This window comes from Bradyrhizobium sp. NBAIM01, assembly GCF_020194115.1.
Lineage (GTDB): Bacteria > Pseudomonadota > Alphaproteobacteria > Rhizobiales > Xanthobacteraceae > Bradyrhizobium > Bradyrhizobium yuanmingense.
Map to the genome: position 1 here is coordinate 80,611 of NZ_JADYVU010000009.1, position 23,475 is coordinate 104,085.

Genomic DNA, 23,475 nt, shown 5'->3' on the forward strand with positions numbered 1-23,475 from the left:
CCCGCGCAATCCACAGGCACATGCCGCCTGGGCGGAACGGATTCCCGCCGTCCCGGCTTAATCCGCATGGATAGGATCTTTCTCGCGACGATGGTTTCGGCCGTTCTGCTGCTGATCGTGGCCGCCGACCTCCTGGTCAACGGCCTCGGCCTTCAGCAGCCGCCGCTGAATGTCGCGAGCGTGGTGCCAGCCTCCGGCGGACTGGTCAGATAGGCGCAATGGCCGCGCTGCGGCCGACGACCAATTTGAATGTGCGGGCGGAACATTAGAGTCCCGTCAGGACTTGTGCTCACCGCGTCAGCCACAACGGCCAGCGCGATCCGGACAGGCTCAGCTCTGCCTTGGTAGGGGGAGCTGAGCCACCGGTCCGCGCTAGCGCGTTTGGCGTTCGTCGCAAGAAAGTCAGCCCCCGCTCCGATACACCTGGATGTCGAGATCCCGGATCTTCTTCCGCAGCGTGTTGCGGTTGAGGCCGAGCAGGTCCGCAGCGCGGATCTGGTTGCCACGGGTGGCGGCGAGCGCGGCCGTGAGCAGCGGCACCTCGATCTCCTTGAGGATGCGGTGATAGAGGCCTGGCGGCGGCACGCCGTTCGGGAAGCCCTGGAAGTGCGAGGACAGATACGCCTCCACGGCGCCGCCGAGATTGTCGACCCCCTGCTGGACCGCAGCCCCCGGGCTGACCGAGGGCGGCGCGAGCTCGCCGTCGATGACGGAGGACGTGATCACGTCCTGGGGATAGAGCGCGGCGAGCCGCCGGGCGAGATTTTCCAACTCGCGCACGTTGCCGGGCCAGCGGTGCTGCTTCAGCCGCTCCAGCGCCAGCGTGTCGAGCTTCTTCGGCGGCAGACCGTCCTTCTCGGCCAGCGTGAAGAAGTGCCGCACGAGATCCGGCAGGTCCTCGATGCGCTCGCGCAAGGGCGGCAGCCGCAGCGGGACGACGTTGAGGCGGAAGAACAGGTCTTCGCGGAACAGGCCCTGCTGGATCAGCACGCGCAGGTCCTTGTTGGACGCCGCGACGATGCGCACGTCGGTCTTGATGGGGGTACGGCCGCCGACGGTGGTGTATTCGCCCTGCTGCAGCACGCGCAGCAGGCGGGTCTGCGCCTCCATCGGCATGTCGCCGATCTCGTCGAGGAACAGCGTGCCGCCCTCGGCCTGCTCGAACCGGCCGGAGGCGCGGGTGTTGGCGCCGGTAAAGGCACCGCGCTCGTGGCCGAACAATTCGGACTCGATGAGATCGCGCGGGATCGCCGCCATGTTGACCGCGACAAAGGGGCCGTTGCGGCGCTTGCCGTAATCGTGCAGCGCTCGCGCCACCAGTTCCTTGCCGGTTCCGGACTCACCCGTGATCATCACGGTGAGATCGGTCTGCATCAGGCGCGCCAGCACGCGGTAGATTTCCTGCATCGCCGGCGAGCGGCCGACCAGCGGGATCGCCTCCATCTCGGCGTCCTCGTCCGGCGACGAGGTCCGCTCCTTCGGCTCGGCGAGCGCGCGGCCGACGATGGCGATCAGTTCCTTCAGGTCGAAGGGCTTTGGCAGATATTCGTAAGCCCCGCGCTCGGAGGCGCGGATCGCCGTCATGAAGGTGTTCTGCGCGCTCATGACGATGACGGGCAGGTTCGGCCGCATCTTCTTGATCCGCGGCAACAGGTCGAAGGCGTTTTCGTCCGGCATCACCACATCGGTGATGACGAGATCGCCCTCGCCCTGGCTGACCCAACGCCACAGCGTTGCGGCATTGCCGGTCAGCCGCACTTCGTAACCGGCGCGGGACAGTGCCTGATTAAGAACGGTGCGGATGGCGGTATCGTCATCGGCTACGAGAATGCTACCTGCGGGCATCGTTGATCCTCATTTTGCCCCCTGTGACGCAGGCGACGACTTCCCGGCAGAGCCGTCGCGACTGCTTTGATCGGCGTGTTTGACCGATGTGGAATACATCGGCATCAGCACGCGGAAGGTGGTCTTGCGCGGCTGAGATTCGCATTCGATGATGCCCCCGTGATCGCCGACGATCTTGGCGACCAGCGCAAGGCCGAGACCCGAGCCGGTCTGCTTGGTGGTCACGAAGGGATCGAACAGGTTGGGCAGAAGATCGTCGGGCACGCCGGGTCCGTTGTCCTTCACACAGAATTCGAGCGGAAGGGATACCCGCGATTTTTGACCGGGGACTGACAGGCGCACACCGGGTCGGAACGCGGTGGTGAGCTGGATCTCGGCATCGGGCACGTCGATCAGCGCTTCGGCGGCGTTCTTCACGAGATTGAGGAACACCTGGATCAGCTGGTCCTGGTTCGCCAGCACCGGCGGCAGCGAGGGATCGTAATCCTCGACGAAGCGGATGTTGCGGGCAAAGCCCGACTGCGCCAGCCGCTTGACGTGATCGAGCACCGAATGGATGTTGACGGGGCCGCGCACCACGGGGCGCTCGTCGCCGAACACCTCCATGCGGTCGACCAGCGTCACGATGCGGTCGGCCTCGTCGCAGATCAGCCGCGTCAGCATGCGGTCCTCGGACGAGGCCTGCTGCTCGAGCAGCTGCGCTGCGCCGCGAATGCCCGAAAGCGGATTCTTGATTTCATGCGCGAGCATTGCTGCTAGCGCTATCACCGAGCGCGCTGCGCTGCGATGGGTGAGCTGCCGATCCATCTTGTCGGCGATGGTGCGCTCCTGCAGCATCACGACGATATGGCCGGGCCGCTCGGTGAGTGGAGCCACGTGCAGGTCGACCTGGCGGTCGCCGCCCATGCGCGGCGTGCCGAGATCGACCTTGTATTCGTTGACCGGCGCGTTCGAGGAGCGCACTTGGTCGATCAGCGCCAGCAACGGGCTGCCGAACGGCACCAGCTCCTTTAGCGACTGCCGCTTCAGGAATTGCGTGGAGATCTCGAAGAAGGCCTCGGTGGCGATGTTGGCGGCGACGATCTTGCCGTCGGGCCCGATCATGAGCACGGGGTTGGGCAAAGCATCCAGGATTGCGTCGCTGTCGGACTGAAGCGGCCGACGATGTTCAGCGGCTGAACTCATGCAGCAGCGCTCCATGCGAAGTCGTCGAAGGCGTCTTGCAGTGCATCGTGAACGAGGCGCGGATCCTCCGAGACCAGGATCTTCTGCCGCCAGGATTTCAGCTTCTCGGCCGGCGCACGGCTCGCCTGCGCTGCGACGTCGAGCGCCCAGCCCAGATGCTTGCGGGCGTGCCTCAGTCCGATGCGCAGGCCATAGAGCGCACAAACGCCGTCATAGAGCGTGCGGACATAATGCAGCTGCGTCTGGAGCGAGGGCACGGCTTCCTCGGCCCCGCCGTTCAGACGGCGGCCGATCTGGCCCGGCAGCCAGGGCTGGCCCTGCGCGCCGCGGCCGATCATCACGGCGTCGGCGCCCGAGGCGTCCAATGCCGCCAGCGCCTTTTCGTAAGAGGTGATGTCGCCGTTGACGACGAGCGGAAGGGAGGTGGCCTCGCGCACGGCGCGGATCGCATCCCAATCGGCCTCGCCCTTGTAGAACTGGCAGCGGGTGCGGCCGTGCACGGTGACGAGCTTGATTCCGGCGGCCTCGGCACGTCGCGCCAGCTCCGGCGCGTTGCGGCTGCGGTCGTCCCAACCGAGGCGCATCTTCAGCGTCACCGGCACCTTCACCGCCGCGATCGTCGCTTCGATCAGGCTGACGGCATGGTCGAGGTCGCGCATCAAGGCCGAGCCGGACTGGCCGCCGGTGACGTGTCGGGCGGGACAGCCCATGTTGATGTCGATGATATCGGCGCCTTCCGCTTCGGCGATCCGGGCGCCTTCGGCCATCCAATGCATCTCGCAGCCGGCGAGCTGGACCACATGCGGGCCGATGCCAGTGGCTTCGCAGCGCAACCGGGACATCCGGTGGCCATTGGCGAGCTCATCGCTAGCGGTCATTTCAGACACAACGAGACCAGCCCCAAGCTCGGCGGCCAGCCGGCGGACGGGCGAGTCAGTCACACCCGACATCGGCGCCAGGAAGACCGGGGTGGCGACTTCAATATCGCCTATTTTCAACGGCTTAGAGCCTGATACTGCCGAGCCGGTCACAGGGGTCCCGTTGACTGGGCAGGGCCTCATCGCGCCTGCCATGATCTATCTTGCGCACAATTCTTGTGCAGTCAAGCGTCATGCCTACAGTTTAGACAGTTCTGTAGATCTTTCAAGTGCACTGCAGCAAAATGCTGTTTCCCACAATCCGGGGAAACCCCCTTTTTTTGCGGGCCTGCCGTGCTAGAGGCATGCCGGCAAATCACCCCCTGCTCTTTCATTAGCAATTGAGTATTTGAGTCCTATGGCGAAATCACAGCGCACCGCGGTCGTCCTCGTCGCAGCCGGGCGTGGACTGCGCGCCGGCGCCGGCGGGCCGAAGCAATATCGCGAGATCGGCGGCGTGCCCGTGATCCGCCGCGCCATGGAAGCCTTCAGCGGTCACACTGAGGTGTTCGCGGTGCAGCCGGTGGTGAACCCCGACGACAGCGCCATGTTCACCGCAGCGGTCGCAGGGCTCAGGCACGAGCCACCGACCAATGGCGGCGCGACGCGGCAGGCTTCGGTGCTCGCCGGCCTCGAAGCGCTGGCCAAGCACAATCCGGACATCGTGCTGATCCACGACGCCGCGCGCCCCTTCGTCTCGGAAGGCGTGATCTCGCGCGCGATCGAGGCGGCGAGCCGCACCGGCGCTGCGATCCCCACCGTTGCCGTCACCGACACCATCAAGGTCACCGGCGAAAGCGGCAACGTCGAGGCCACGCCGGAGCGCGCTTCCTTGCGGATCGCACAGACGCCGCAATCCTTTCGTTTCGACGTCATCCTCGAGGCGCATCGTCGTGCGGCAAGGGATGGACGCTCGGATTTCACCGACGATGCCGCGATTGCCGAATGGGCAGGATTGACGGTTGCAACCTTTGAAGGCGATGTTGCCAACATGAAGCTCACAACTCCCGAGGATTTCGTGCGCGAGGAAGCGCGCCTGGCCGCCCAGCTCGGCGACATCAGGACCGGCACCGGCTACGACGTGCACGCCTTCGGCGAAGGCGACCATGTCATGATCTGCGGCGTGCGCGTGCCGCACACCAAGGGTTTCCTGGCTCATTCCGACGGCGATGTCGGCCTGCATGCGCTGGTCGACGCCATTCTCGGCGCTCTCGCCGACGGCGACATCGGCTCGCACTTCCCGCCGAGCGATGCGAAGTGGAAGGGCGCCTCCTCCGACCAGTTCCTGAAATATGCCATCGAGCGCGTCGCAGCGCGCGGCGGCCGCGTCGCCAATCTCGAGGTCACGCTGATCTGCGAGCGGCCGAAGATCGGCCCGTTGCGCGACACCATGCGCGCGCGCATCGCCGAGATCTCCGGCGTCGACATCTCGCGCATCGCAGTGAAGGCGACCACCAGCGAGCGGCTCGGCTTCACCGGCCGCGAGGAAGGCATCGCGGCGACCGCGAGCGCCACCATCCGCCTTCCCTGGGGCGTCTAGGCCATGGGCGGCAGCGACGCACGCGCCCTCTCCCGCTCGCTGCTCGATCTGTGCCGGATGCGCAAGCTGACGATCGCAACGGCCGAATCCTGCACCGGCGGTCTCGTCGCGGGCGCACTGACTGACATCCCGGGCTCGTCCGATGTCATCGACCGCGGCTTCGTCACCTATTCCAACGAGGCCAAGCGCGCGATGCTTGGCGTCGAGGCGAGCACGTTGGCCAATTTCGGCGCCGTAAGCAAGGAGACCGCGACCGCAATGGCAATCGGTGCGCTTGAGCGCGCCGATGTCGATCTCGCGGTCGCCATTACCGGCATCGCCGGCCCGGGCGGCGCCACGCCCGGCAAGCCGGTCGGTCTCGTGCACTTCGCCGCCGCCGCGCGCGACGGCCGCATCATCCACCGCGAGCACCGCTTCGGCGCCATCGGCCGCAGCGCGGTGCGCGCCCGCTCCGTGGTCGAGGCGCTGCGCATGCTGATGGATCTGGCCCGCGGCCCGCAAGTCGCGGCCAAGCCGCAGCGCACCGCCGCCAGCCGCCTGCGCCCGCGTGTGACGCGCTCACCGCGCCGGCATGTGGTCAAACGCAGGCCGCCACGTCCGCCGCGGGGATAAATCGTCTCAGGCGGCCGTGGCAAGCAGCGCGCTCGCATGATCGAGCACGCACTGCTTGACCGCGCCAGCTTCAGACGGTTTCGCCTTGGCGCTAACCGTCAATTCCAGGATCGGCGCGGCGGGATTGGCGACATCGAGGACCTTGCTGACGGAGACGGCAGGTTGCGCCTGATCGTCGATGCGGGAATCCTTGCGAAGCTCCTTCAGGATGCGATCGGCCAGCGCCGGAACGGCGCCGGCGGGGACCGGAAACGTCACCTTGATCTCGCCCGTGCCAGGATAGGCGCTGTGGTTGATGATGGCCGCGCCCCAGACCTGTCCATTCGGCAAAAGGATTTGCGTGTTGTCGGGCGCGACCAGCTCGGTCATGAACAGCGACAGCGATCTCACCTTGCCCGCCTTGCCGGCGACCTCGACATCGTCGCCGATGTGAAAGGGCCGGAACAAGAGCAGCATCACGCCGGCGGCGAGATTGGACAGCGTGCCCTGCAAGGCAAGACCAATGGCGAGCGAGGTCGCGCCCAGCACGGCAACGAGGCTCGCCGTCTGGATGCCGAACAGCTGCAGCACGGCGATGCCGACGACCGCGAGCACGCCATAGCGCGCAAGGCTGCCTACGAACAGCGTCACCAGCGGGTCGACGCGGTGGGTCACGCTGAGGACGCGCGTGACGAAGCGTTGCATCGCGCCGGACAGATACCAGCCGACCGCGAGCAGCAGGACCGCGTAGATCGCGTTCAGGCCATACAGGACAAGCGAAGCTTTCAGCGTGTCGAAATTGATGGTCATGACGGCTCCAACCCGGTCAGTCGGTTGAGAACGCGCCGCGATGCGAAATGATCCCGGTGGATGCTGATGGGGAACACGGAGCGATGTTGGATTGGGAGGGCACGCCCGCCGCTCCATTGTCATTGCGAGCGGTGGAGAGAGCAGTGCTGATCGCGACTACGTCGACGCCAGCTTTGGCCGGCCGTAGATCGCGTCCGCCCGTTTCTCGAACGCGGTCGAGAACCGCGCGAAGGCGGCATCGAACATCGAGCCCATCAGCATCGCCAGCATGCGGCTCTTGAATTCGTAGGCGAGGAAGAAGCCGACGTCGCAGACGCCCTCGCCCTTGGGCTCGAACGTCCAACGGTTTTCCAGATTCCTGAACGGACCTTGCAGATATTCGACCAGGATCTTCAGATTGGCGCGGTCGAGCGTCACGCGGCTGGTGAAGGATTCCTTGACCAGCTTGAACGACACCGTCATGTCGGCGACCAGCACCTCGGTGCCGTCGGGTTTCGCCATGCGCTGGCGCACCTTCAGCGCGCTGCACAGCGGCACGAATTCCGGGTAGCGCTCGACATCGGCGACCAGATCAAACATCTCGGACGCGCTGTGGTTGACACGGTGCTTGCTCGAAACTCGATGCATGGTACGTCAGCGGGCGTGAGCTGCCCGCGCAGCCTTCAGTCTCGCGAAATCCTCGCCGGCATGATGCGACGAGCGGGTGAGCGGGCTTGCCGACACCATCAGGAAGCCCTTGGTGTAGGCGATCTTTTCGTAGGACGAGAACTCGTCCGGCGGCACGTAGCGCATCACCGCGTGATGCTTGCGGGTCGGTTGCAGATATTGTCCGATGGTCAGGAAGTCGACGTCGGCCGAGCGTAGATCGTCCATCACCTGCTGCACCTCGTGGCGCTCTTCGCCGAGGCCGACCATGATGCCGGACTTGGTGAAGATGGTGGGATCGAGCTCCTTGACCCGCTGCAGCAGCCGGATCGAATGGAAGTAGCGCGCGCCGGGCCGCACCGTGAGATAGCGCGACGGCACCGTCTCGAGATTGTGGTTGAACACGTCGGGCTTCGCCGCAACGACGATTTCGAGCGCCCCCTCCTTGCGCAGGAAGTCGGGCGTCAGGATCTCGATCGTGGTCGAGGGGCACGCGGCCCTGATCGCGCGGATGGTCCGAGCGAAATGTTCGGCGCCGCCGTCAGTGAGGTCGTCGCGGTCGACCGAGGTGATGACGACGTGGGCGAGGCCGAGCTTGGCCACGGCTTCGGCGACGTGCTGCGGCTCGGCCGCGTCCAGTGCATTGGGCAGGCCGGTCTTGACATTGCAGAAGGCGCAGGCCCGGGTGCAGGTGTCACCCATGATCATGAAGGTCGCGTGCTTCTTGTCCCAGCACTCGCCGATGTTCGGGCAGCCCGCTTCCTCGCACACCGTATGCAGGCCGTTGGCGCGCACGATGTTGCGGGTATCGGCATAGCCGCGGGTGTTCGGCGCGCGCACGCGGATCCAGTCCGGCTTCGGCGGCGAAGCGGAATCGGGCCGGTTCACCTTTTCGGGGTGGCGCGGGCGCAGCGGGTTCGAGATGGTATCGACAATAACGACCATGGGGTGTCCGGTCTGTTCAGGTCCTACCTAGTCGGTCTGGCCTGGCATCGCAACCCGGCTCGCCCCGCTTCAGGGAACATGGCAGATATGGGCAATATCTTGCTCCGTTATCAGGCGATTCTCACCTCGAATGGCTCCAATCTCGAACGCTTCACCACCGCGGCTAGGCAAGCCCCTGAAGCGCGCCTTCTTCGGACGCAGCGTCCATGAGGTCGCGCCCGACCTGATCGGCGCCACCATGCTCGTTGACGGCGTCGGCGGGATCATCGTCGAGGTCGAGGCCTATCACCATACCGACCCGGCGGCGCACTCCTATCGCGGGCCGACGCAGCGGAACCAGGTCATGTTTGGCCCGCCTGGCTTTGCCTATGTCTACCGCTCCTACGGCATTCATTGGTGCGTCAACTTCGTCTGCGAGGAGGAAGGCTCGGCCAGCGCCGTGCTGATCCGTGCGCTGGAGCCGACGCATGGCCTGGCTGCGATGCGCCGACGCCGGCATCTGCAGGAGGTGCGTGCGCTGTGCTCGGGCCCTGGCAAGCTGACCGAGGCGCTCGGCATCACCATCGCGCACAACGCCCTGCCGCTGGACCGGCCTCCCATCGCGCTGCATGCGCGAACCGAGGATGTCGAGGTCGCAACCGGCATCCGCATCGGCATCACCAAGGCGGTCGAGCTGCCCTGGCGCTATGGCGTCAGGGGCTCGAAGTTTTTGAGCAAGCCGTTTCCGAAATAAGCCTAAAGCGCGATGAATCATCATCGCGCTTTAGGTTATTGTTTGAGCATGATCTTTCCGGAAAACCGCTGCACACTTTTCCGGATCATGCTCTAAGACGCCTGCTTCAGCCGCTCCATCGCCTCAAGCAGCTTCGCCTTGCGCGCCAGCGCCGTCTCGCGCTTTTCGCGCTCCTCCTCGACGACCTCCTCGGCCGCGTTGGCGACGAACTTCTCGTTCGCCAGCTTCGACTCGGCGCGCTTGATGTCGGCCTCGGCCTTGCCGATCTCCTTGTCGAGACGCGTGCGCTCGGCGGCGACGTCGATCACGCCCTTGAGCGGCAGCGCGGCGACCTCGCCGCGCACCAGCAGCTGGACAGCGCCGTCGGGCGCGCGGTCGGCGAAGGAGATGTCCGACAGCCGCGCCATACGCTTGATGACATCGGCCCAGCGCGGCGCGCGCTCCTTGGTTTCGGCCGAAGCGCCTGCGAGCACCAGCGGCGTCAGCGTTGCCGGCGCGATGTTCATCTCGGCGCGCACCGAGCGGATCTGCGTGACGAGGTCGATGACCCAGCCGATCTCGGCTTCGGCAGCCGGATCGGTGAAGTCGGCATGATCGAAGATCGGCAGCACCCAGGCCGGCGAGACGAGCGCATCGGTCGGTCCCGTGGTCGCCGCAAGCATCGCGAGCTGCTCCGGCGTCGGCTCGACCGGCTTCAGCGGCCACGGCGCCAATGCGAGCAGGCCCTCGCGCCTGGCCGTCACCTCCCACAGCTCTTCGGTGATGAAGGGCATGAAGGGATGCAACAGCTTCAGGATCTCGTCGCGCGCCCAGGCGACCATGGCGCGGGTCTCGTCCTTGGCAGGGTTGTCCGGACCGAGCAGCACGGGCTTGGCGAGCTCGACATACCAGTCGCAATAGACGTTCCAGACGAAGCGATAGATGCTGCCGGCTGCATCGTTGAAGCGATAAGCTTCGATCGCCTCGGTCACCTCGCGCGTGGTGTGGGCGGTCTCATGCGCGATCCACCGGTTCAGCGTCTCCTTTGCCGTCGCCGGCTCGAAACCATCAGGCACGGCGCAGTGGTTCATCTCCGCGAACCGGCACGCGTTCCAGAGCTTGGTCGCGAAATTGCGGTAGCCTTCGACGCGGCTGGTGGCGAGCTTGATGTCGCGCCCCTGCGCCGCCATCGCGGCCAGGGTGAAGCGCAGCGCGTCGGCGCCGTATTCGTCGATCAGGTGGAGGGGATCGATGACGTTGCCCTTCGACTTCGACATCTTGGCGCCCTTCTCGTCGCGGACGAGGGCGTGGATGTAGATGGTCGAGAACGGTACTTCCTTCATGAAGTGCAGACCCATCATCATCATGCGGGCGACCCAGAAGAAGATGATGTCGAAGCCGGTCACCAGCGCATTGGTCGGATAATAGCGCTGCACCTCGGGCGTCTCGTCGGGCCAGCCGAGCGTCGAGAACGGCCACAGCGCCGAGGAGAACCAGGTGTCGAGCACGTCCTCATCGCGCGTGATGAAGCCTTCCCGCTTGTTGCGGTCGAGCGCCATCTCGCGGCCCTGCTCGGGCGTAATGACCTCCTGCTCGACGTAATAGCCGAGCGCGTGGCTGATGGCCTCCTCCTCGGTCTCGGCGACGAACACCTTGCCGTCAGGGCCGTACCAGGCCGGGATCTGGTGACCCCACCAGAGCTGACGCGAGATGCACCAGGGCTGGATGTTCTCCATCCAATCGAAATAGGTCTTCTCCCAGTTCTTCGGCACGAAGGTCGTCTCGCCCGAACGCACCGCCGCGATCGCCGGTCTCGCCAGCGTCTTGGCGTCGACGTACCATTGGTCGGTCAGATACGGCTCGATCACGCTGTTGGAACGATCGCCGTGCGGCACCATGTGGGTGTGCGGCTCGATCCGTTCGACGAAGCCGAACGATTCCAGCCGCTCGACGATGCGCTTGCGCGCAGCGAAGCGGTCGACCTTGTGGAATTCCTCGGCGAATTGCGCAGCGCCTTCGGGCAGGTCGCGCAGATAATCCTCGTTGTCGAGGAGATCGAGACAGCCTTCCCTGTCGAGCACGCTGATCCGGCGCAGCCCGTGGCGATTGCCGACCTCGAAATCGTTGAAGTCGTGCGCCGGCGTCACCTTCACAGCGCCCGATCCCTTCTCGGGATCGGAATACTCGTCGGCGACGATTTTGATCTTGCGGCCGACCAGCGGCAGGACGACATTCTTGCCGATCAGCTTCTGGTAGCGATCGTCCTCCGGATGGACGGCCACGCCGGTATCGCCGAGCATGGTCTCGGGGCGCGTGGTGGCGACCACGATGAAGCTCGAGGGATCCTCGGGGTTGAACGTCTTGCCCTCGATCGGATAGCGCAGATACCAGAGGTGGCCCTTCACTTCCGTCTGCTGCACTTCGAGATCGGAGATCGCGGTGAGCAGCTTGGTGTCCCAGTTCACCAGCCGCTTGTCCTTGTAGATCAGGCCCTCGCGGTGCAGCTCGACGAAGACCTTGACGACGGCCTTCGATAGGCCCTCGTCCATGGTGAAGCGCTCGCGCGACCAGTCGCAGGACGCACCGAGGCGCTTGAGCTGGTTGATGATGGTGTCGCCACTCTCGGCCTTCCATTGCCAGACCCGCTCCAGAAACTTTTCGCGGCCCATCTCGCGGCGACCGGGCTGCTGGCGCTCCATCAGCTGCCGCTCGACCACCATCTGGGTGGCGATGCCGGCATGATCGGTGCCGGGCTGCCACAGCACGTCGCGGCCCCGCATGCGCTCGAACCGGCAAAGGATGTCCTGCAGCGTGTTGTTGAGGGCGTGGCCCATGTGCAGCGAGCCCGTCACGTTCGGCGGCGGGATCACGATGGTGAAGGGCACGGCATCACGGCGGTCGGGCCGGCCAGCCTTGAACGCAAGGCTGTCCTCCCACACCACGGACATGCGAGTTTCGATATCGGCGGGCTGGTAATTTTTCTCGATCATGGGGCTGCTAGAAAGCCGCGCGAGGGGGCCAAGTCAACGAAAAGTCAACGAAAAGGTCAGGGAAAACGAGGCGGCAACAGCGCTTTCCAGCCCGGTCCGGGGCCCGAATATGACGCCCAAGCCGGGCTTTATGAGGGCCCTTCGGCCGCCCTCAGCGGCCGCCGCGCGAGACCCGCTCGATTTCGGCCTTCACGATGCGTTCAACGAGGCCGGGCAGGTTGTCGTCGAGCCAGGACTTCAGCATCGGCCGCAGCATCTCCTTGACCAGGTCCTCCAGCGTCCGCGCATTGCTGCTGAGCACCGTATGGGCCAGGGAGTTGAAGGCGGATTCGACCGCGGAGACCGTCGATTGCGCGAGGATCGGCTGCTGCGGGGGCAGCGGCGGCGCGTCGAAGTCCACCGGCGCGTAGGACGGCGGCGGGGCGGGACGCGGCGGCTCGGCGAATTCGAGATCGTCGCGTGGCTCGACCTTGCGGAAGGTCGGCGGCGGCGGAGGTGGCGTCGGGTCCATCGCCATGTCGTCGGTCAGTTCGAGCACGTCGGGCTCAGGCTCGGGCTCTGGCTCGGGCGCGCGGACCTCCGGCGTAGGTGTGGCCGCATCGAGACCCGCCAGCAACGCGTCGATATCGTCCTGGCTGTTGGATGCGTCCGCCGCGGGCGCCGGCGCAGGTGGCGGCGCCGGCTTTGCAGCCGGCGGCGGTGCCGGCTTCTCGGCGGCGGGTTTAGGCGGAGCGACCTTGGATGGCGGAATGTCGTTCATCGCCTGCGGCTTCGGCGGCGCGGCGGGCGCAGCAGCCTTCTCGGGCTTGGCGGCCTCAGCCGGCGGGGGCTTTGCCTCGTCGTCGGCAATGATGCGCCGGATCGAGGCCAGAATCTCCTCCATCGAGGGTTCTGTGACCTTTGCAGGCTGCGTCATCTCCGACTCCACATCATCAACGCCCTCGCATGCGTTGTTTTACACCAAGCACGGCAGGATTGGCCGGTTCCGCAACGATGGGTCCGCCATTTTCGTCGCCGCAGCCCGACTTGTCCCCAGATCACGGCTCGACGCGCAGCGGTGCGCCCCTGCCCCCGGCGCCGAAGCGTTACGCACACGACATCAACGCGGGCGAATCGACCCGCATCATCTTGGCAAGGCTATGTCAGGGATTTTGACGATTGCAAGCAAAGCACCGGTCGACCTCGGCTATTGGCGAGATCGACCGGATGATTACGGGAATCAGCGGCCGTCAGGCGTGCGCACACCCGCCCAGCTGTCCCGCACCTGATGATAGTGAACGCTGGGGTCGTAGGTCGTAGTCGCAAGGCCGAGGACCTGCGGCGATAGACGCCCGACCGCCGCGAGGACGTTATACGATGCGACCACGCGATCGTGCTGCGCGGTCACCAACGCAACGCGCGCGTTCACCAGCGCCTGCTGCGCATTGAGCACGTCCAGCGTGGTGCGCTGGCCGGCCTTGGCCTCCTCGCGGACGCCGTTCAGGGCGATCTCGGACGCCGTCACCTGCGCCTGAGCCGACTGCACCTGCGCCTTGGTGGCCTGCAGCGAGCCCCACCATTGCACAATGGTCGCGCGGGTCTGGTCGCGAGTCGTTTCGAGGTTGAGCCGCTGCTGCGCCAGGTTCTCCTTGGACTGGCGGATCAGCGAATATTCACCACCGCCATTATAGATCGGCACGGTGAGCTGCGCGATCGCCGATGCGGTGTACGAACGCATCTGAATCAAGGATTGTTCGTCGGCCCGCTGGGCCGTTGCCTGAACCGAAAGTGTCGGCAGCAACGCTCCTTCATTGATCTTGACCTGCAGATAATTGACGTCGATGCCGTACATGGCGGCCGTCACGTTGGGGTGCTCGATCAGGCCGAGCTCGATGGCGGAAGCCAGCGTCTGAGGCAGAAACCGATCGACAGGCGAGCCGGGCGCAAGATTCGTGGGCTCGTTGCCGATGATGCGACGGTAGTTCGCGCGGGTCGTCGTCAGATTCGCTTCAGCGGTGAGCGCCTGGGTCCTCCCGGCCGCCAGTTGCGCTTCCGATTGGGCGACGTCGGTGCGGGTCACTTCGCCGACATTGAAGCGGTCGCGGGTCTGCTTCAGTGTCTGCTCGAGGACGCGCACGTTGCTGCGCTGGACTTCGAGCGTGGCGGCATCCCGCAGATAGTCCATGTAGGTCGTCGCGGCGCTCAGCAGTACGCTCTGATCCATACCGCGCAGCGCTTCACGCGTACCGGACACCTGGCTCTCCGCCGCGCGGGTCCGGTTGGCGGTCTGGTTGCCATTGTAGAGCGTCTGTGTCGCCGTCACGCCAATGCTGCGAGGCACCCTCGTTCCGTAGACTGAGTTGGTCCCCGGGGCACTCTGCAAATCTTGATATGAATAGCCACCGGTCGCTGTCAGATTGACCCTCGGGCGATAGCCCGACAAGGCCTGAGGCACGCCCTCGTCAGTCGAGCGCACCTGGGCACGCTGTGCGTTGAGCTGCGGGTTGTTCTGATAGGCGCGCACCAGCGCGCCCTCGATCGTATCCGCCAAGGCAGGTGTCGGCCCGGCAAGCGCCAGCAGCAGGACCGAAACCGCAGCTCCGGTGAAGAGCTTCACCCCATGCATCCGTGAAATTCCGTTCGTTCTAGCGCCCGGCTCGTGCCCGCGAGCCGGGGTACCGTACCAATGGAGTCGTTGCCCCGCCGCAACATAGGACGCGGTCAAGCGCGACGGAACTACCTGGGGGTGGTTCTCAGTGGAAACTCTTCGCGTGCAGCATCCCGGCCACACTTCTGATTCAGAACGGGATTTGGGGCGGCTTTGGGGCCGTCAGAAGACAAAGGCAGCCGCCCGTTCCAGCCCGGGAAGCACCGGGGCGGCGGCGTCGAACAGGGTCCGATGACCGAATTCGCCGTGGGTACGGGTCACGATCGTGGCGCGCGGCGGCCTCGATTCGGCCGACACCCCCACCAGGCGCCCACCCTCCTTCAGCTGCCCGAGCAGCGCTTCCGGCATCACCTCGGCCGCGCCGTTGAGGAGAATCACATCATAGGGGGCAGCAGCAGGGTCCCCCTCGGTGCAGGCCGCCGCCTTGCAGGCGACATTGGCAAGCCCCTGGGCGGCGAAGGCGTCGCTGGCCTTGGCCGCCAAAGCCGAATCGCACTCGGTCGCCGTGACCTGACGCGCGAGCTTGGCGGCCAGTGCGGCGAGATAGCCGGTGGCGCAGCCCACGACCAGCACGTTGTCATCCGCGCCGATCTCGGCGGCCTGGAGCAGCTTGCCGGTCAGCGCCGGCTTGATCAGGAACCGCTTGGCGGCGCCTTCGCTGACGTCGAGGTCGAGATCGAGGTAAGCCAGCGCCTGCCGGCCGGCCGGCACGAAGGCCTCGCGCGGCACCGTGAGCATGGCATCGAGAACACGACGGTCGGTGACGTCATTGGTGCGCACCTGGCCATCGACCATTTTTTGGCGCGCGGTCGAAAAACCGGACATTTGCGGACCCTGCAATGCGGACGATGCCGCGGAGAAAAATCGCGGCATCTTTTGGAGCATGCTCGGTCAAAACGCAACATAGCGGTTGGCGATGCGCGTTTCGCCCTCCGCAACCTCTCCTGATGGGAGGGCCGGGCCGGCCCTATTCGATGGCGACTGCCAGGCGGCCAATGAGGCCAGCGACCTCGTCAAGCCGCGCCGAATCCGGCGCCTCGACTGCGCGCGCGAGACAAGCGAGGCATTCATCGTCGCTGAGCTCGGGGATGCCGGCCGGCAGAATCGAGGGGGCCAAATCAGAACGGTCGACCTTGTTGTCTGGCATGGGAATCAGCTCCGCGAGTGTCCGGCAGATCCACGCTCGACGTAAATTGAGTCGTTTTGGCGCCGTCCGAATGGCGGGACCTCGCCGACGCACAGGTGTTCGAGCGCGATTCCGTGCTGCACCCCGGTGCTTCGCTCTAGATTTCAGGCAAAGCACATAGCACGCAGCATCAGGATGCAAGGGCAAGCTTTTGAATTTAGTAAGATTCGGCTCTCCGGACTGGATCCGGTTTCGTTACGGAAGCGTCGGTTTCTCTTGAGCCTTTTAGCGCGCCTCAGCGTCGAGGTTCCCAAATCATTCCCAAGGCCTACCATGCGTTCACGTTGGAGAAGGGCGCGCTGACGGCGCGCAATGATCCAGAGGCCCTTGACCCATATCAAGGGAGCCCGTCGCCCGCCCGCCAACATCCACACATTACCGCCCTTCAGCCCATCGTCGGGCGACCGGGAGTTTCGATCATGAAGGCTGTTTCCGTCGAAGAAGCCGTTGCGATGATCCCGGCGGGCGCCAGCGTCATGGTTGGCGGCTTCATGGGAGTTGGAACGCCGGAGCGGCTGCTCGACGAAGTCGTGCGTCAGAGGAAGACGGGTCTGACCTTGATCTCGAATGACGCGGCCACGCCCGGCAAGGGCGTCGGCAAGCTGTTCGATCAGGCACTGGTGTCGAAGCTGACGGCAACGCATATCGGTCTCAATCCGAAGGCGCAGCAGCAGATGCTGGCGAACCAGATCGCGGTCGACCTCGTGCCGCAAGGCACCTTCGTCGAACGCATCCGCGCCGGCGGGTGCGGTCTCGGCGGGGTGCTGACGCCGACCGGGGTCGGAACGCTGGTGGCCGAAGGCAAGCGCCAGATCGAAGTCGACGGCAAGCCGTTCCTGCTGGAAACGGCGCTGCGGGCGCAATTCGCATTGGTGCACGCCTTCCTCGCCGACTACCTCGGCAACCTCGCCTACGCCCTCACCTCGCGCAATTTCAACCCGGTCATGGCGATGGCGGCCGACACCGTCATCGTGACGGCGGAGCATATCGTCCCGGTCGGCGTGATCGCGCCCGATCACGTCGTCACCCCCGCGCCGCTCGTCGACTATCTCATCACCAACGGGTGACATCATGGATCCCCAGATCATCATCGCCCGGCGTGTCGCCAAGGAGCTGAAGAGCGGCAATCTCGTCAATCTCGGCATCGGCATTCCGACCCTGGTCGCCAATTATGTGCCGTCGGACCTGAAGGTCTTCTTCCAGTCCGAGAACGGATTGATCGGCACCGGGCCGATTCCCGAGCAGGGGATGGCGCATCCGACGCTCACCGATGCCGGCGGACGCCCGATCAGCGCGCTGCCGGGCGCATCCACCTTCGACAGCGCGATGTCGTTCGGCTTGATCCGCGGCGGCCACGTCGATGTCACCGTGCTCGGCGGCCTCCAGGTCGATGCGCATGGCCATCTCGCGAACTGGATGATTCCGGGCAAGATGGTCCCGGGCATGGGCGGCGCAATGGACCTCGTCACCGGCGCCAAGCGCGTGATCGTCGCCATGCAGCACGCGGCCAAGGGCAAGTCGAAGATCGTGGTGAAATGCTCGCTGCCGCTGACCTCGGCACGCCCTGTCAACCTTGTCGTGACCGACATGGCCGTGATCGGTTTTCCCGATGGCAAGGCGACGCTGCTGGAAACAGCACCCGGCATGAGCATCGGCGAGGTCATGGCCTTGACGGAGGCCGAACTCGCCATTCCCGACAATGTTCCGGAAATGAAGCTCTGAACAGGTCAACCCATGCGAATATTCAGCGACTTCAACGAGATCAAATCCGCAATCGGCACCGAGATAGGCGCCAGCGACTGGATCGAGATCACGCAGGACCGCATCAACCAGTTCGCCGAGGCGACCTGCGACGAGCAGTGGATCCATGTCGACCAGGAGCGCGCCAAGCAGGAGATGCCGGGCGGCAAGACTATCGCCCATGGCCTGCTCTCGCTTGCCCTTGCCCCGCTGTTCATCCGCTCGGTCATCGGCCTGAAGGGGCTGCGCAACACGCTGAATTACGGTGCTGACCGCATCCGATATCTCGCGCCGGTTCCGGCCGGCTCGAAGCTGCGCGGCCGGGTCACGATTGCGGAAGCGGAGGACGTGCCGCCGGACGGGCTGCGCGTCAACTACCACCTCGTGATCGAGATCGAGGGCGGCAAAAGGCCGGCCTGTGTCGCCGAATTGATCGCTCTGCACTATCGCTGAGTCAAAGAGTCGAAAAACCACCCCATGCACAGTAGACATGGGGCTGATTTGACGGATGTTTCCTGTTCGCCCGGAACCGGTTGCTCCGTCGGGCAAAACACTGGCAATATGTCACCATCGATCATGGGTCCCGGACTGCTCAGCGCGTCAATCGACGATGTGGTGGCCGCCGTCGACGTCGAGGCCCCGCCGGGGATCAGCTTGGCGCCGTGGATGGTGACGCGGCACGTCCTCCGAACCAGGCGCCGAAATAGCCTGCATAAAGTGCCGGCGATTCGAGGTTCATCGAATGCCCTACGCCTGGCACGATGACCAGCCGGCAATCCGGCATCGCTTCGGCCATAGCACGGAGATCGGCCGGCGCGATCCAACCGTCCCGCTCGCCCCACAACACGAGGTGCGGATGCCGGATCTCGGACATACGGCGCTCCAGCTCACGGCTCTCCTTCTCCCGCGTCAGGTTCACCGGCGTGCCGATCCAGATCCCCTCCGATACGCCGAAGGTCTGCTCGATGATCCGATCGAACAGCGTCTGGATCTCTCCCAGCCCCTCGCGAAAGCGAGGGACCATGTTCGGCCCCATGCTCTCCGGGACGAACAGCGAAGAAGCGGCTGTAGCCATCACGGACCGCGTCAGCTCCTTGCTCGACATCATGGCCCTGAATAATCCGATCTGATCGGCATCGAAGGCCATGCCGAGCGGCGTTACCGGATCGAGCGCGAACACACGGCCGAAGCGCTGCGGCTGCTCGAGCAGCATTCTGGCGGCGATGATGCCGCCGGTGGAATGTGTCGCGAGATGGCAATAGCCGATCCCGAGCGTATCGAGCGCCGCCAGCATGTCCTCGGCGTGCTGCCGCATGGAGTAGTTGGAATAGTCGGCCGACGGCTTCGGCCGGTCGCTGTCGCCACAGCCGCGCCAATCGATTGCAACCACACGGAGCCCGATCGGAAACAATGGCGCGGCGAGCTCGATCCAGTCCTTGCTGGCGAGATTTCCGTGGATGAAGACGACGGTGACGTCGCCTCCTCCCCACTCCCGCCAGCCGAGTCGGAGTTCGCCCGCCTGCACCCTTGGCACCGCCGGGCCCTACTTGTTGAGGCCAGCCGTCGGAGCCGCTCCAGGCGGTGTCGGCGCCACTGGCAAGGCAGAGACGACGGCGCCCTTGATCATGCGATCGGTTCCGAGCGGCGATGATGTGTCCACCTCCCCGTTGGTCACGAAATCCACGACATCGGCAGCGTATTCCACTGGATTATCGGTGTGGATGAAGTGTCCGGTCTCCGGATAGATCTTGAGCATCGGCCGGTTGCCGGCATTGGTCATACGCGTCATGAACGGCGTGATGACGTCGCGGCCGAGGTCCGTCAGGCCGTTGAACGCAGGCGTCGGAATGAACGGCTCCTTGTCGCCGAACGCCAGGAAGATCGGCGCTTTGATCTGGGTGACCCGCTCATAGAGGTTCTTCGGGTCATCCTGCTGGAGCTCAGCACCGATCGTGTAGATGTCGAAGATGAAGACGTTGCACCACTGATCGAGCTCCTTCGGGTTGCCCTTGGTAAGCCCGGCGCGTTGCTCGGTATGGAAACGGGCATATTCGCTGTCGTTGAAGAAGTATCCGCTCTTCGCAGCCGATACCACGCCGGTGTCCGGATCACGTTTCTTGAAGTAGAAGAAGTCGCGGACGTTCTGCTCGCTCCGCGCCTTTTCCGCAGCGAGAATACCGGTCTGGTCCCAGACCTGCTTCCACTTGTCGAAGTCTCGGCCGAGACCGTCGGCGAACAGAGGCGCCTTCTTGTCCTTGGCAATGGTGATCTCGCGCGGATATTCCTCGAGGCCGGACGGCGCCTCCAAGGCGAGGCCCTGCACCGCATCAGGCCAGGTCAGGGCGTAGCCCACGACGAACTGGCCGCCGAGCGAGTGGCCGAGATAGTACGCCTTCTTGACTCCGAGCTGGTTGACCACGAGGTCGTAGATCACCTCGCGCATGTCCTGCATGGTGCGAGCGGGATTCTTGTCGAGATTGCCGGGCCCCGACATGCCGTAATGCGGTAGGTCCGGCACGATCACGCGCAGGCCGCTGCGCAGCGCATACTGCATGATGTTGCCGTAATGGCCGCCGAACGCGCCCTTGCCGTGGATGATGACGAGCACCTTCGGATCCTTGTCGGTGCCGGCATACTCGTCCATGTAGCCGATTTCCCAGGAATTGCCGCTCTTGTCCTTGGCACTGCCGAATTTGACCGGATAGGGATAGGTCACGTAGGCCTTCCAGAACGACTTCTTGGGATCGATCGTCTGGGCGACGTCGGGCACGCGATAGTTCTTGTCGACGAATTTCTGGGCACGATCGAGGGCCGCCACGTCATCCATGAAGGTGACGAACTTCGGATCGTTCTTGCGCTGATTGATGATCGGGAACACGCCGTAATGCGCGACCGGGCTCTCCTGTGCGATGAGGTCAGCGCCGGGCACACGATCAACGGCCTTCTGCGCCAGCTTGAAGTTGAGCCAGAGATCGTTGGTGATGTGCATCACCAGCGTGCGAGCCTGAATGCGACCGAGATAGGGATTGACGTTATGGGTCTCGCCGACCCGATTGCGCCAGACGAGGTCGACGGCGTCGTAGAGCTTGGCGCGATTGGTGACGTTGAGGCCGGCCTTCTCGTTCGGCGGATCCCAATAGAAAATCTCGGGCTGTACCGCCGCCCAGTTCTGGGTCGTGCGGAAGGAAAAGTCATAACCCGTCATGCCGAGGATCGACCAGCCGAAGGCCACGCCCGGCACCGGATGCTTTTCCTTCGGGAGCTTGTAATAATCGCCCTCGGTCGCCTGCCAGACCGGATCGCCCTGGATCGCGGCCGTCATCATCTGGAAGGTCCAGTTGCCGACGGGGTCGTCGCCATCCGATTGCGTGGTGCCGCCGATCGGCATCAGGGCGCTGACATATTCCGGATGCATCACGCCCCAGACGTAGGTCTGCGTGCCACCCATGGAGACGCCGGTCACCAGCGCGACGCGCGCGACCTTCAGCTCGTCGCGCAGCAGGCGGTAGTTCGCCTGCACCATGTCGTAGTAGCTGTATTGCGGAAACTTGATGCCTAGGCCGTCGGATGGCTTGCTCGCGCCCCAAGTGCCGAGCGGATCGACCATGATGACATAGTAACGATCCGTATCGATCGGCCGGCCCGGACCAATGATGGGTACGCCACCCGACAACGCCGCACCCTTGACCCACTGTTCGTACATGTCGGTGGAATCGCCGGAATAATAGGAGTTGATCACGATGGCATTGGTGATCTCGCCCGCCGCGTTGCGCCTTGCGTTGCCGACGGCGATGTAAGCCGTGCGCAGCTTGCCGGCCCCGAGCGATTCCAGCGTGACGCCGCCCTCGCCGCCGTTCTCCCATTTGGAAGGGTCGGTCAGGTCGTACTTGCCGCCCAGGCGGAAGTTGGCGATCTCGTAGGTCTTCTTCAGCCCGTCATGCTGCACCTGCGACGAACGGCGCGTGAAAGGCTGTGCGGTTGCGATCGCCGTTCCGAGCAGCAGCACGATCAGGCTCAACAGGCAACGATTCAACGCATCTCGTCCGGCCATGATGCGATCCTCCCTGGAAGATTTTCCTGAAACGCTAGGCAGGGCGGCCGGGGAAGGTTTGATCTAGCTCAATGGAATCCGCTCGGAGGAATCGAGGATCGCGGGCATCAAAAGACCGGCGGTACCCTCGCGATGCCCTTACTCAGCCACGGCTCATATCGGATCCGCTATGAGCTCGACGGGCCGGCGGGCGCACCGGCCTATGTTCTCGTGAACGGGCTGACGCAATATTCCGAGCTGTGGAGCGCCTATCGCGAGGCCTTGTCGGCGCGAGGCTTTCGCGTTGCGACCTTCGATCTTCTCGGCCAGGGCGCCTCCGACAAGCCGAGGCTCTTCATCAGCCAGGACGATCAAGTCGCTGCACTGCGCCTCCTCATCGACGAACTCGGGGACGGTCCGATCTTTCTGAGCGGGATCAGCTTTGGCGGCCTGATCGCGCTGCGATATGCGATCGAGCATGGCAAGCGGCTGGCCGGGCTGGTGCCGATGAGCTGCTTTGCGGAGCTGTCGCCGCAACTCTTGCTGCTTGGCAATGCGCTGCGGACCGGCCTGATCCTCGGTGGCACGAGTTACCTCCAGGATCTCCTGTTGCCCATGAACCTCTCGGACCAATGGCTGAAGCCACTGCTGGACAAGCTCGAGAGCGTGAAGCGGCAAGGTTGGCTGGTCAACGACGTCTACGCGCTGCAAAACCTGATGGAATCTTTCCTCGACTTCCAGCCGCTCACGCCGCGCCTGTCCGCGATCGCCGTTCCGACCATGATTCTCAACGGCGAGTTCGATTTCCTGACGCCGCGGGTTCTCCACGAAACATTGCGTGTCGAGATTCAGAACAGCTCATTGGTGATCATCCCCATGGCCTATCACGCCTTCACGCTGGAGAAAGGGGCACTGACCGCCGATCTGCTGGCGCGCTTTGCCGAAGACGTGCTGGCCGGCCGCTGGCAGGGCAATCAAGCGGTCTGGGTGGCGCCGGACCAGCCCGGCGGCGAGCTCACGCCGTTTCCTGCCGGCTACGATCATCTGCGTGCCATCCCGGTCAAGCGAGCGCTGCCATGAGCGGCTTCCTCGGTCCCGTCGCGCCGGACGGTCGCATTCCACCGAACCAGCAGACGAAGGTCGCAGCATTCCTGATTTCGGCGCACGGCGCCCTGGCTCGGCAATTCGCTTTCATGCTGCCCGCGAGGCTCGACGCGGCATGGCAGACCGAATTGAATGCTCAATTTTATCGCGAGACCGAGATCGTCTCGCTGCTGCTGCGCGCCACGTCCTGGGTGCTGGATCCTTCCCTGGGTTACATGCTCGCCTCATGGGAGTCCGCCTGGCTGCCTGCACCGGTCGAAGGGATCGCAGACCCTCGCCTTGCCCAAATGATTCACCTCGCAGCGCTTGCCCACGCCGTGCATGCCGGCATACGGCCGGCTGCGATCCTACCGATCGAGGCCAATGCGCAGGATCCTTTTGTTATGGCGCTACGCCGGATCGAATTTGAGAGTGGCCGGCTGTTGCAGGCCCAGATTCTGTTTCTGAAGAGCACAGACCTTGCGCCGCATCGCGACGCGGTCAGTGCGGCGCTCGCGCAGCGTCACGCCGACGTCCGCAAGCTCTGGCGCGAATTACTCGAGTGCATCGGCATCGGCGTACCGCCGGCATGACAACGCGCGATTGCGC

22 protein-coding genes are annotated in these 23,475 nt (G+C 64.6%); 9 read left to right on the forward strand and 13 right to left on the reverse strand.

What is annotated here, in order from left to right:
* Window positions 1-66 precede the first annotated feature (66 nt).
* Window positions 67-213 (forward strand): hypothetical protein, encoded by a 147-nt coding sequence (locus I6F31_RS26110; RefSeq protein WP_167361662.1) that lies wholly within the window; start codon window positions 67-69, stop codon window positions 211-213.
* 189 nt (window positions 214-402) lie between these two features.
* Here I6F31_RS26110 and ntrC read toward each other — a convergent pair whose 3' ends face one another.
* From ntrC to dusB, 3 genes are read right to left on the reverse strand one after another with little or no spacing between them, the layout of a single operon-like run.
* Window positions 403-1,845, reverse strand: a complete 1,443-nt coding sequence (ntrC, locus tag I6F31_RS26115; RefSeq protein WP_035999368.1) for a nitrogen regulation protein NR(I) — start codon at window positions 1,843-1,845, stop codon at window positions 403-405.
* A gap of 9 nt (window positions 1,846-1,854) precedes the next feature.
* Complete coding sequence (locus tag I6F31_RS26120; RefSeq protein ID WP_035999469.1) at window positions 1,855-3,030, reverse strand: nitrogen regulation protein NR(II); 1,176 nt, start codon at window positions 3,028-3,030, stop codon at window positions 1,855-1,857.
* Window positions 3,027-4,028, reverse strand: a complete 1,002-nt coding sequence (dusB, locus tag I6F31_RS26125) for a tRNA dihydrouridine synthase DusB (protein ID WP_085968735.1) — start codon at window positions 4,026-4,028, stop codon at window positions 3,027-3,029. Before dusB ends, I6F31_RS26120 begins: the two co-directional genes overlap by 4 nt.
* A 277-nt stretch (window positions 4,029-4,305) precedes the next feature.
* Here dusB and I6F31_RS26130 point away from each other — a divergent pair, with 277 nt between their 5' ends.
* On the forward strand, window positions 4,306-5,487 hold the full coding sequence (locus tag I6F31_RS26130) for a bifunctional 2-C-methyl-D-erythritol 4-phosphate cytidylyltransferase/2-C-methyl-D-erythritol 2,4-cyclodiphosphate synthase (protein ID WP_035999374.1): 1,182 nt from the start codon (window positions 4,306-4,308) through the stop codon (window positions 5,485-5,487).
* Between the two features lie 3 nt (window positions 5,488-5,490).
* The gene (locus tag I6F31_RS26135) at window positions 5,491-6,099 is read left to right on the forward strand and encodes a CinA family protein (protein ID WP_035999375.1); all 609 of its coding nucleotides are present in this window, start codon (window positions 5,491-5,493) and stop codon (window positions 6,097-6,099) included.
* A gap of 6 nt (window positions 6,100-6,105) precedes the next feature.
* Here the strand turns inward: I6F31_RS26135 and I6F31_RS26140 are convergent, their stop codons facing one another.
* The 3 genes from I6F31_RS26140 to lipA form a co-directional block, all read right to left on the reverse strand.
* Window positions 6,106-6,888, reverse strand: a complete 783-nt coding sequence (locus tag I6F31_RS26140; protein WP_050996038.1) for a mechanosensitive ion channel domain-containing protein — start codon at window positions 6,886-6,888, stop codon at window positions 6,106-6,108.
* Window positions 6,889-7,044: 156 nt separating this feature from the next.
* Window positions 7,045-7,515, reverse strand: coding sequence for a type II toxin-antitoxin system RatA family toxin (locus I6F31_RS26145; RefSeq protein ID WP_027542754.1), 471 nt, complete (start codon window positions 7,513-7,515; stop codon window positions 7,045-7,047).
* A gap of 6 nt (window positions 7,516-7,521) precedes the next feature.
* On the reverse strand, window positions 7,522-8,478 hold the full coding sequence (lipA, locus tag I6F31_RS26150) for a lipoyl synthase (RefSeq protein WP_036028026.1): 957 nt from the start codon (window positions 8,476-8,478) through the stop codon (window positions 7,522-7,524).
* Between the two features lie 130 nt (window positions 8,479-8,608).
* On the opposite strand from lipA, the gene I6F31_RS26155 reads away from it, so the two are divergent.
* Window positions 8,609-9,211 (forward strand): DNA-3-methyladenine glycosylase, encoded by a 603-nt coding sequence (locus I6F31_RS26155; RefSeq protein ID WP_036028025.1) that lies wholly within the window; start codon window positions 8,609-8,611, stop codon window positions 9,209-9,211.
* Window positions 9,212-9,303: 92 nt separating this feature from the next.
* On the opposite strand, the gene I6F31_RS26160 is transcribed toward I6F31_RS26155, so the two are convergent.
* The 5 genes from I6F31_RS26160 to I6F31_RS26180 form a co-directional block, all read right to left on the reverse strand.
* Window positions 9,304-12,180 (reverse strand): valine--tRNA ligase, encoded by a 2,877-nt coding sequence (locus I6F31_RS26160; RefSeq protein ID WP_225147953.1) that lies wholly within the window; start codon window positions 12,178-12,180, stop codon window positions 9,304-9,306.
* A 151-nt stretch (window positions 12,181-12,331) separates the two neighbouring features.
* On the reverse strand, window positions 12,332-13,096 hold the full coding sequence (locus I6F31_RS26165; protein ID WP_057029343.1) for a DUF2497 domain-containing protein: 765 nt from the start codon (window positions 13,094-13,096) through the stop codon (window positions 12,332-12,334).
* 303 nt (window positions 13,097-13,399) lie between these two features.
* Window positions 13,400-14,785 (reverse strand): TolC family outer membrane protein, encoded by a 1,386-nt coding sequence (locus tag I6F31_RS26170; RefSeq protein WP_035999388.1) that lies wholly within the window; start codon window positions 14,783-14,785, stop codon window positions 13,400-13,402.
* Window positions 14,786-14,989: 204 nt separating this feature from the next.
* A complete protein-coding gene (locus tag I6F31_RS26175; protein ID WP_036028010.1) occupies window positions 14,990-15,652 on the reverse strand; it encodes a protein-L-isoaspartate O-methyltransferase in 663 nt (220 codons plus the stop codon).
* Between the two features lie 142 nt (window positions 15,653-15,794).
* Window positions 15,795-15,974, reverse strand: a complete 180-nt coding sequence (locus I6F31_RS26180; RefSeq protein ID WP_035999393.1) for a hypothetical protein — start codon at window positions 15,972-15,974, stop codon at window positions 15,795-15,797.
* A gap of 458 nt (window positions 15,975-16,432) precedes the next feature.
* Here I6F31_RS26180 and I6F31_RS26185 point away from each other — a divergent pair, with 458 nt between their 5' ends.
* The 3 genes from I6F31_RS26185 to I6F31_RS26195 are packed head-to-tail and all read left to right on the forward strand — an operon-like array spanning window position 16,433 to window position 18,206.
* Window positions 16,433-17,080: a CoA transferase subunit A gene (locus I6F31_RS26185; RefSeq protein ID WP_035999395.1), complete on the forward strand. Its 648-nt coding sequence runs from the start codon at window positions 16,433-16,435 to the stop codon at window positions 17,078-17,080.
* A gap of 4 nt (window positions 17,081-17,084) precedes the next feature.
* Window positions 17,085-17,735: a 3-oxoacid CoA-transferase subunit B gene (locus tag I6F31_RS26190; RefSeq protein ID WP_225125424.1), complete on the forward strand. Its 651-nt coding sequence runs from the start codon at window positions 17,085-17,087 to the stop codon at window positions 17,733-17,735.
* A gap of 12 nt (window positions 17,736-17,747) precedes the next feature.
* Entirely contained in the window at window positions 17,748-18,206 is a 459-nt protein-coding gene (locus tag I6F31_RS26195; protein WP_036039469.1) for a MaoC family dehydratase, read from the forward strand.
* Window positions 18,207-18,402: 196 nt separating this feature from the next.
* On the opposite strand, the gene I6F31_RS26200 is transcribed toward I6F31_RS26195, so the two are convergent.
* Together I6F31_RS26200 and I6F31_RS26205 are read right to left on the reverse strand one after the other, a co-directional pair.
* On the reverse strand, window positions 18,403-19,287 hold the full coding sequence (locus I6F31_RS26200) for an alpha/beta hydrolase (protein WP_109143791.1): 885 nt from the start codon (window positions 19,285-19,287) through the stop codon (window positions 18,403-18,405).
* Between the two features lie 9 nt (window positions 19,288-19,296).
* A complete protein-coding gene (locus I6F31_RS26205) occupies window positions 19,297-21,804 on the reverse strand; it encodes an alpha/beta hydrolase (protein WP_225147952.1) in 2,508 nt (835 codons plus the stop codon).
* A 132-nt stretch (window positions 21,805-21,936) separates the two neighbouring features.
* Between I6F31_RS26205 and I6F31_RS26210 the strand changes: the two genes are divergently transcribed.
* Window positions 21,937-22,863, forward strand: coding sequence for an alpha/beta hydrolase (locus I6F31_RS26210; protein WP_225186333.1), 927 nt, complete (start codon window positions 21,937-21,939; stop codon window positions 22,861-22,863).
* Window positions 22,860-23,459 carry a hypothetical protein gene (locus I6F31_RS26215; protein ID WP_225140824.1) on the forward strand — a complete coding sequence of 200 codons (600 nt, stop codon included), beginning with the start codon at window positions 22,860-22,862 and terminating at the stop codon, window positions 23,457-23,459. Before I6F31_RS26210 ends, I6F31_RS26215 begins: the two co-directional genes overlap by 4 nt.
* Window positions 23,460-23,475: the final 16 nt, after the last annotated feature.

What these genes read in the sequence shown, in the direction of transcription:
- I6F31_RS26160 (WP_225147953.1), bottom strand. Translation starts at nt 12,180, where the DNA reads ATGATCGAGAAAAATTACCAGCCCGCCGATATCGAAACTCGCATGTCC.
- I6F31_RS26210 (WP_225186333.1), top strand. Translation starts at nt 21,937, where the DNA reads ATGCCCTTACTCAGCCACGGCTCATATCGGATCCGCTATGAGCTCGAC.
- I6F31_RS26185 (WP_035999395.1), top strand. Translation starts at nt 16,433, where the DNA reads ATGAAGGCTGTTTCCGTCGAAGAAGCCGTTGCGATGATCCCGGCGGGC.
- I6F31_RS26205 (WP_225147952.1), bottom strand. Translation starts at nt 21,804, where the DNA reads ATGGCCGGACGAGATGCGTTGAATCGTTGCCTGTTGAGCCTGATCGTG.
- I6F31_RS26120 (WP_035999469.1), bottom strand. Translation starts at nt 3,030, where the DNA reads ATGAGTTCAGCCGCTGAACATCGTCGGCCGCTTCAGTCCGACAGCGAC.
- I6F31_RS26180 (WP_035999393.1), bottom strand. Translation starts at nt 15,974, where the DNA reads ATGCCAGACAACAAGGTCGACCGTTCTGATTTGGCCCCCTCGATTCTG.
- I6F31_RS26135 (WP_035999375.1), top strand. Translation starts at nt 5,491, where the DNA reads ATGGGCGGCAGCGACGCACGCGCCCTCTCCCGCTCGCTGCTCGATCTG.
- I6F31_RS26110 (WP_167361662.1), top strand. Translation starts at nt 67, where the DNA reads ATGGATAGGATCTTTCTCGCGACGATGGTTTCGGCCGTTCTGCTGCTG.
- I6F31_RS26170 (WP_035999388.1), bottom strand. Translation starts at nt 14,785, where the DNA reads ATGCATGGGGTGAAGCTCTTCACCGGAGCTGCGGTTTCGGTCCTGCTG.
- I6F31_RS26190 (WP_225125424.1), top strand. Translation starts at nt 17,085, where the DNA reads ATGGATCCCCAGATCATCATCGCCCGGCGTGTCGCCAAGGAGCTGAAG.
- lipA (WP_036028026.1), bottom strand. Translation starts at nt 8,478, where the DNA reads ATGGTCGTTATTGTCGATACCATCTCGAACCCGCTGCGCCCGCGCCAC.
- I6F31_RS26215 (WP_225140824.1), top strand. Translation starts at nt 22,860, where the DNA reads ATGAGCGGCTTCCTCGGTCCCGTCGCGCCGGACGGTCGCATTCCACCG.
- ntrC (WP_035999368.1), bottom strand. Translation starts at nt 1,845, where the DNA reads ATGCCCGCAGGTAGCATTCTCGTAGCCGATGACGATACCGCCATCCGC.
- I6F31_RS26165 (WP_057029343.1), bottom strand. Translation starts at nt 13,096, where the DNA reads ATGACGCAGCCTGCAAAGGTCACAGAACCCTCGATGGAGGAGATTCTG.
- I6F31_RS26175 (WP_036028010.1), bottom strand. Translation starts at nt 15,652, where the DNA reads ATGTCCGGTTTTTCGACCGCGCGCCAAAAAATGGTCGATGGCCAGGTG.
- I6F31_RS26130 (WP_035999374.1), top strand. Translation starts at nt 4,306, where the DNA reads ATGGCGAAATCACAGCGCACCGCGGTCGTCCTCGTCGCAGCCGGGCGT.
- I6F31_RS26140 (WP_050996038.1), bottom strand. Translation starts at nt 6,888, where the DNA reads ATGACCATCAATTTCGACACGCTGAAAGCTTCGCTTGTCCTGTATGGC.
- I6F31_RS26195 (WP_036039469.1), top strand. Translation starts at nt 17,748, where the DNA reads ATGCGAATATTCAGCGACTTCAACGAGATCAAATCCGCAATCGGCACC.
- I6F31_RS26145 (WP_027542754.1), bottom strand. Translation starts at nt 7,515, where the DNA reads ATGCATCGAGTTTCGAGCAAGCACCGTGTCAACCACAGCGCGTCCGAG.
- I6F31_RS26155 (WP_036028025.1), top strand. Translation starts at nt 8,609, where the DNA reads ATGGCTCCAATCTCGAACGCTTCACCACCGCGGCTAGGCAAGCCCCTG.